Here is a 7138-nt window from a genome sequence, read left to right as displayed (position 1 = left end):
TCTATAGTATATCAAAATATAGATAGAGCTTCAAGCGTTTTTATAACTTTTATATAGTTTTTACTAGTATTTTAACAGCTTTTACAACCTCCTTATCAGTATTCAATTAATTTAAGCAATTTCAGCTTCTTTTTGTTTGGCTGCAGTTACAGTTTCGTTGTGAATAGTCTTCAAAATATCGTCCTTTAGTTTTTTGAATTCGTCTTTTTTACGAACATCTAAATCACGTGGATATGGTAATTCATTTTGCCAACTTTCTTTTATCTGTCCGGGTTGAGCGGTCATTACGTGGATGCTTTGACTTAGAAATACTGCTTCTTCTACATCGTGAGTAATAAAGTAGACGGTTTGTCCGGTTTCTTCCCATATTTTAAGTAGTTTTTCTTGAAGTAAAGTCTTAGTTAAGGCGTCTAAAGCGCCAAAGGGTTCATCCATTAGGAGAATGTCTGGGTCGTTAGCTAGGGCCCGAGCGATAAGTACTCGCTGTTGCATTCCACCTGATAATTGGGCCGGATATTGTTGCAGAAAATCCTTTAAACCAACTAATTCTAGATTTTTTTCAGCTATTTCTTCAGCTTCAGAGTTGCTAGCACCACAGGCTTTAGGGCCAAACATCACATTTTCTTTAATGGTTTTCCACTCAAAAAGGGCGCTATTTTCTTGAAATACTACGGCCCGATTACTATTAGGTTTTTCTACCTCTTGCCCATTGACTAGCACCTTACCTCTAGTAGGCTCTTCAAAGCCAGCTATCATTCTTAAAGAAGTTGATTTTCCACAGCCGCTAGGGCCTAAAATTGTGGCAAACTCTCCTTCTTCAATTTTTAAAGAAAGGTTTTTAACTGCTGGAAAAGGCTCTCCAGCAGGAGTTTGATATACCTTAGATACATTTTCAAATTCAATCATTAACAATCCCCTCCTTGAAAGTCCGTCCAAGGTGTAGCTTTATTACCTAATTCACGAACAACTAAGCTACATATATAACCTAAAACTCCCAATAAAATCATTCCTACTACTACGTAAGCATAGTTTAGGGTGTTATACATAGACCAGACAAAATAACCTAAACCGTAGTTTCCAGCTACCATTTCAGCAGCCACAATAGAGACCCAAGCAATCCCCATACCGATACCTAAGCCGGCAAAGATTGAAGGAAGGGCTTTAGGAATAACAATTTTTCGGAAAATAGTTAGCTCATCGGCTCCTAAGCTTTTAGCAGCCTCTACTTGTACCTCTTTGACCTGCTTCACTCCTAAAATAGAGTTTAAGACAATCGGAAAAAAAGCACCAATAAAAGTGATAAAGATCATAGTGGTTCCAGTTCCAAAGGCAATTAAAATTACTGGAATCCATGCTAAAGGTGGAATTGGTCTTAAGGCTTCAATAATGGGAAAGGTCAAGTTTTCAATTACACTATTCCAGCCAATTGCTAAGCCTAAGGGAATACCGATGATAGCAGCTAAAACGAATCCAAATAGAACTCTATAAAGCGACATTCCCATATGAGTTAGCATATTAGCAGGCTGTTGAGTAGCTAAGTGATAAGTGGCAGTTGCTACTTCCCAAGGTGAAGGCCACCTAGATGTATCCAATCTTAGAGCTTGATTAGTAATTCCAATTTCAGCTAAAAACCACCAGATACTAATTAAAATAGCAACTGAAAGTCCCCTTAGAATTAGGTCTTTATTTTGAGTTAGTAAAGAAATTACTTTTTCTTTTAAATTTACACATAAACCTTCTTTACTGAAAATCTGTTTAAGAATAAATTCCATACTTTATATACCTCCTTTTTAGGTATTAATTATTCTATTGTTTAATTAAAGGCATGAGAAAACAAACAAGGTATTTTCCTTGTTTGCAGATGAACTTAATTTATAATTTTAAAGTCATAGTTAAAGCTTAAGTGAAAGGAGTTATGAAGTTGAAAAAATAATTTAAGTAGAAGAGGCTAAAATTGGAACTTAAGAAGTTGGGGTTAGATAGCTTCAAAGCTCCAATTACTAGAAACTTAGTATTCTTTTATCTTCCACTTACAAATTGTATAATAAAAACTTTTGTTAGTCAAGCCATATCTAAGGTCAAATAAAGTAATTATTTATTTTTAAAGTCGATTAAATTAAGTTATTGGTCATTTTTGCCTTCTTTGAAGTTGCTAATTATTTAGAGATTTATCAAAGTGGATCCTTGAGTTAAACTTAATATTTTCTATATAGCTATCGAATTTGACAAAACACTTGAAGTTTGTTAATATTTATACCACTAATACCCCAAGGGGGTATCAGGAGATGCTAATTAAAGGGAGGGAACAATTATGGGTATTCAAACAAGCAAAGGGTTAAAAAAGATTAGTTTTGAAATTCATGGTATGAGCTGTGCTGCCTGTAGTAATCGGGTTGAACAGCAGTTAGCAGTTATAGAAGGAATTGAGGAGGTAACAGTAGTTTTAACTACTGAAAAAGCAACGGTGAAGTATGACCCGCAGCTAATTGGGTTAATGGATATTTTAGAGTTGGTAGAGGAAGTAGGTTATAGTGTTAACTTAGTTGAAGAAAGCTTGCAGGTAGATGGTATTACTTGTGCAGCTTGTATTAATAGGATAGAAGGTCGTTTAGAGCAGTTATCTGGTTTAATTGAAGTTAATGGTAATTTAACTACTAATCAGGTTAAGGTTAAGTATTTAAGCGATTTGCTTTCCTATCAGCAGTTAGTTAATAGTATTGAGGAGATTGGTTATCAAGTAGTGGAAGCTGACTTAGATGTTGTAGGTGCAGGTCAAGAGGAAGATAAAGAAGAAAAGATGATGAAAGAAGCTTTTAATAAGGTGATTTTTGCTTTTATTTTTACTATTCCTGTTTTTATTTTGATGTTTGGGAATTTAGCTGGGCTTAGACCCCCTATTCCGATGACTATTCAGAAAGTTATTGAGGGAGTATTGGCCTTTCCAGTAGTCTTTATTATTGGCTCTACTACCTATAAAAGTGCCTTAAAGTCTTTAAAGCACGGAGTAGCTAACATGGATGTGCTGATTTTCTTAGGAACCTTAGCTGCTTATTCCTACGGGATAGCTTCTTTCTTTTTTGATATTTATGCTTTCTTCGGTTTAGCGGCTGGAATTATGTCTTTTCATATTTTAGGTCGCTACTTAGAAGCTAGAGCTAAAGGAAAGGCTTCGCAGGCTATTAAGAAACTATTAGCATTAGAGGCAAAGACAGCTCGAATATTAGTTGATGGTGAGGAAAAGGAAGTGCCTATAGAGGAAGTACAGGTTGATGATATTATCTTAGTTAAGCCGGGAGAGAAGATACCTACCGACGGGGTAGTAGTGGAAGGAGTAAGTGCTGTTGATGAGTCTATGGCTACCGGAGAGTCTATGCCGGTAGATAAGGAAGAGGGAGACGAAGTAATTGGAGCTACTATTAATAAACAAGGCTTTTTAAAGGTTAAAGCGACTAAGGTTGGCAAGGATACCTTCTTAGCTCAAGTAATTAAGATGGTGGAGGAAGCTCAAGGCTCTAAGGTTCCTATTCAGGAGTTTGCTGATAAAGTTACTGGTTATTTTGTACCAGTGGTGATTAGTATTTCCCTCTTGACCTTTATTATTTGGTTGCTTTTGGGCGGAACTGCTTTGATAACAACGGCTATTTTTGCTAGTATTGCTGTATTAGTAATTGCCTGTCCTTGTGCTTTAGGATTAGCTACTCCAACTGCTTTGATGGTAGGAATCGGCAAAGGAGCTGAAAATGGGGTTTTAGTCCGTGATGGAGAAGCTATTCAGACTATTAAAGATGTGACCGATATTGTATTAGATAAAACTGGAACTATTACTAAGGGCAAGCCCGAGGTTATCGATATAATTCCGGTTGCTAACTTTTCAGAAGCTGAAGTTTTGGAGATTGCAGCTAGTATAGAGGCTCGTTCAGAACATCCTTTAGGGGAAGCTATAGTAAAAGAGGCTGAAGCTAAGGGGATTGACTTTAAAGAAGTCAAGGACTTTAATGCTGTAGTAGGTAAAGGGATTGTAGGGCAGATTGAAGAAAAAGAGGCTTTGATTGGTAACCAAAGATTAATGAATGATTACCAAGTTGAGTTTGCTGAGTTGGCAGAAGAACAGATAGAGTTAGAAAAAGAGGCTAAAACAGCTATGTTAGTAGCTTACGATGGTAAGGTGATCGGTATTATAGCTGTAGCCGATACACTTAAGGAGGATTCTAAAGCGGCGATTAAAAGTTTGAAAGAGTTAGGCTTAACTCCAATTATGCTGACTGGTGATAATCAAAGAACGGCTAGAGCTATAGCTGACCAAGTAGGTATTGAGGAAGTATTGGCTGAAGTATTACCTGATGAGAAGGCTTCTAAGGTGAGAGAGTTACAAGAGGCTGCTAAAAAGGTAGCTATGGTAGGTGATGGAATCAATGATGCTCCAGCTCTAAAGCAGGCCAATGTAGGAATTGCTATTGGTACTGGAACTGATATTGCCATTGAGTCTTCGGATTTGACCTTGGTTAGAGGTGAGCTCAGTGCGGTGATAGCTGGTTTAAAGCTCAGTCGGGCTACTTTTAAGACTATTAAACAGAATCTTTTCTGGGCTTTTATATATAATACCTTGGCTATTCCGATTGCAGCTTTAGGCTTGTTGAATCCAATTATTGCTGCCGGGGCTATGACCATTAGCTCTATCTGTGTAGTACTCAATTCAACTCGTTTACGCAAAGTTGACCTCTCTTATAGTGCTTAATTTAAAAGGCTTCCCGAGATTTTTGGGGAGGTCTTTTTGTTTGCCATCTTTTTTGAAGACCGATACTTGCTAAGTTTAAATAAGGACTTAAGCTTTGACTAGCAAAGTGTTTACTGTAGTTAGCTTTTAAATCAGTAATTCTTAGTCTTTACTTTAGTCTAGCTAAAGGAGAGATTAAGTTAGCTAAAGATTTAAAATTAAAAATAGATGTAAAAAAATTTAAGATTGTAAAGGAAAAATTAAAGCTAGAAAGAAAGTTTTATATAGGTTGGTTTATTTAGAGTATAGATTTGATAAATATAAATCTGAGGTGTAAATAAGGTAAGAATGGTGGTGATTTAAAATGGCATTAATCAATCATAAAGCTAAGGATATATTTCCAGAACATATTATTGATAAGGGGCTGGTTAATAGATTACATTCCCAGCTTAACTTGCCGATGTATGTGGTAGAAAATTTACTGTTGGATTATACGGCTGAGGAATTAAAAGAAAAAGATATTGAAGAGATTAGAGACTCTATTCGTAATAAGCTGATCAAACATAAAGAGGGCCGTAAACTGAAGGCAGAGTTGAGAGATGGCGAAGAAATGACTTTTTTGGACAAAATAACTGCTAAGTCAGTAGCGGGAAAAAATAAGTATTGGGCCCAACTGCTACATTTGGGGGTTAAAAAAGCAGTACTACCTAAAGAGATAGTTAAAAAACATCCAGGCTTATTGGAAAATGGAATTTGGGCTGAAGTAAAGTTAAGCTATTTAGGAGAGGAAGCGGGCCCGGATAGTGAATTTAAAGTAGAAAACTTGCTTCCTTGTCAGGAAGCAAGTTTTGATTTAGCTCAATTTAAACAAAAGGTAGCTAAGTTAACTGATTTTCAATGGTTGGGACTTCTATTGAGAAGTATAGGTATAGAGTCTATAGATTTGCCTAGGCGACAGAGGTTGTTATTGATAAGTCGTTTGATTCCTTTTGTAGAAAAGAATTATAACTTTGTAGAACTAGGAGCTAGAGGAACTGGTAAGTCTTATGTATATCGCCAACTATCCGGGGAGTCTATTTTAGTTTCCGGTGGAAAGACTACAGTAGCTAATCTCTTTTATAATATGGGGACTAAAGAAATTGGCTTAGTAGGAAAATGGGATGTAGTGGCATTCGATGAAGTAGCTTATATAGATTTTAAAGATAAAACGGCTATTCAAATTTTAAAGGATTATATGGAGTCTGGAGCCTTTAGTAGAGGTGAGGAAGAGATTAATGCTGAAGCTTCGCTGGTGTTTTTAGGGAATATTAATCGTAATTTGAGGATATTGCTTAGCAATAGCCATCTTTTTGAACCCTTACCTGATCTTATGCGAGATATGGCTTTAATCGATCGTTTTCATTTTTATCTGCCTGGTTGGGAGATGAAAAAGCTAAAGGAGAACGATCTTACTAGTAATTATGGATTGCAGAATAGTTATTTAGCCTTAGCTTTAAATGAGCTAAGGGAGATGGACTTTAGTGAAGTAATAGACGAGTATTATATTTTTGATGAAAGAATGGATGCCCGCGATAAGCGAGCAGTTAAAAAAACAGTATCTGGATTTTTAAAATTACTTCATCCCCACGGGAATTTTGATAAAAGCAATCTGAAGTCTTATTTAGATATTGCTTTGGAAGGACGGAAAAGGGTTAAAGAGCAGTTAATTAGGTTAGGTTCTTTTGAGTATAAGGAAACTACCTTTGAGTATCAGGACCGCCAGACTAAAGAGCAGTATTATCCAACTTTACCGGAGCTGGATAATTGCTTTAAGGGTTCTTTAGCTAAGCCAGGAGTGGTTTATATAGGTCAGATTATTGAAGAAAGTGATTTTGCTTTGCTAAAGTTGAGGGTTGTAGCTGAGCCAGGACAGGGTAAGTTGATTTTTAAAGGAGAAATGGAACAGGAGTTTAAAAACCAGATTAGAAAAACCTTTATCTTCTTGAAGGAGAGGAATCTTTGCGATAATTTAGGAAAAAATGTGAATAACTATAATTTTTATATAAGTATTATTCCCATTTTGAGAAAGATAGAAGCCGATATTGGTAGTGCTTTTTTTGTAGCTCTTTATTCTTCTTTAAGTGGTAAATCGGTAACTACTGGACTGTTAGTAACTGAAAAAAGCAGTATTTATCGTGATTCAGAACATACTTATGGGATTAGAGCTTTAAAGCTAGAGAAAGAGGATGGACAGATTAAGACTATGCTGCCTTTGAAGAGGGATAATGTCTTTGTAGAGGTACCTAAGGAAGTAATTTCTCAAGTTTCTACTTTTATTACTGTTTAGTTCGAATTAGAATATTTTAATTCACTAGCATTGCATAAAAAATATTTTCATTTGTCAAGGGTAAATTTTTATTAATTATATATCCCTTAAATGTAAAT

Annotated in this window: 4 protein-coding genes; 2 read left to right on the top strand and 2 right to left on the bottom strand. The window is 35.8% G+C overall.

The genetic code is table 11. The annotated features are described in order from the left end of the window. Positions 1–111 precede the first annotated feature (111 nt). Together MWH30_RS13045 and MWH30_RS13040 are read right to left on the bottom strand one after the other, a co-directional pair. Positions 112–906: an ABC transporter ATP-binding protein gene (locus MWH30_RS13045; protein ID WP_248664534.1), complete on the bottom strand. Its 795-nt coding sequence runs from the start codon at positions 904–906 to the stop codon at positions 112–114. Next, a complete protein-coding gene (locus MWH30_RS13040; protein ID WP_248664533.1) occupies positions 906–1772 on the bottom strand; it encodes an ABC transporter permease in 867 nt (288 codons plus the stop codon). Before MWH30_RS13040 ends, MWH30_RS13045 begins: the two co-directional genes overlap by 1 nt. A 539-nt stretch (positions 1773–2311) precedes the next feature. Between MWH30_RS13040 and MWH30_RS13035 the strand changes: the two genes are divergently transcribed. Together MWH30_RS13035 and brxL are read left to right on the top strand one after the other, a co-directional pair. After that, on the top strand, positions 2312–4735 hold the full coding sequence (locus MWH30_RS13035; RefSeq protein ID WP_248664532.1) for a heavy metal translocating P-type ATPase: 2424 nt from the start codon (positions 2312–2314) through the stop codon (positions 4733–4735). A gap of 343 nt (positions 4736–5078) precedes the next feature. Next, positions 5079–7040, top strand: a complete 1962-nt coding sequence (gene brxL / locus MWH30_RS13030) for a BREX system Lon protease-like protein BrxL (protein WP_248664531.1) — start codon at positions 5079–5081, stop codon at positions 7038–7040. Positions 7041–7138 lie beyond the last annotated feature (98 nt).

It is taken from the genome of Fuchsiella alkaliacetigena, assembly GCF_023227765.1.
GTDB classification, from domain to species: domain Bacteria; phylum Bacillota; class Halanaerobiia; order Halobacteroidales; family Acetohalobiaceae; genus Fuchsiella; species Fuchsiella alkaliacetigena.
Note: the sequence above shows the minus strand (reverse complement) of the source record. Positions and strands in the feature narration are given on the sequence as shown.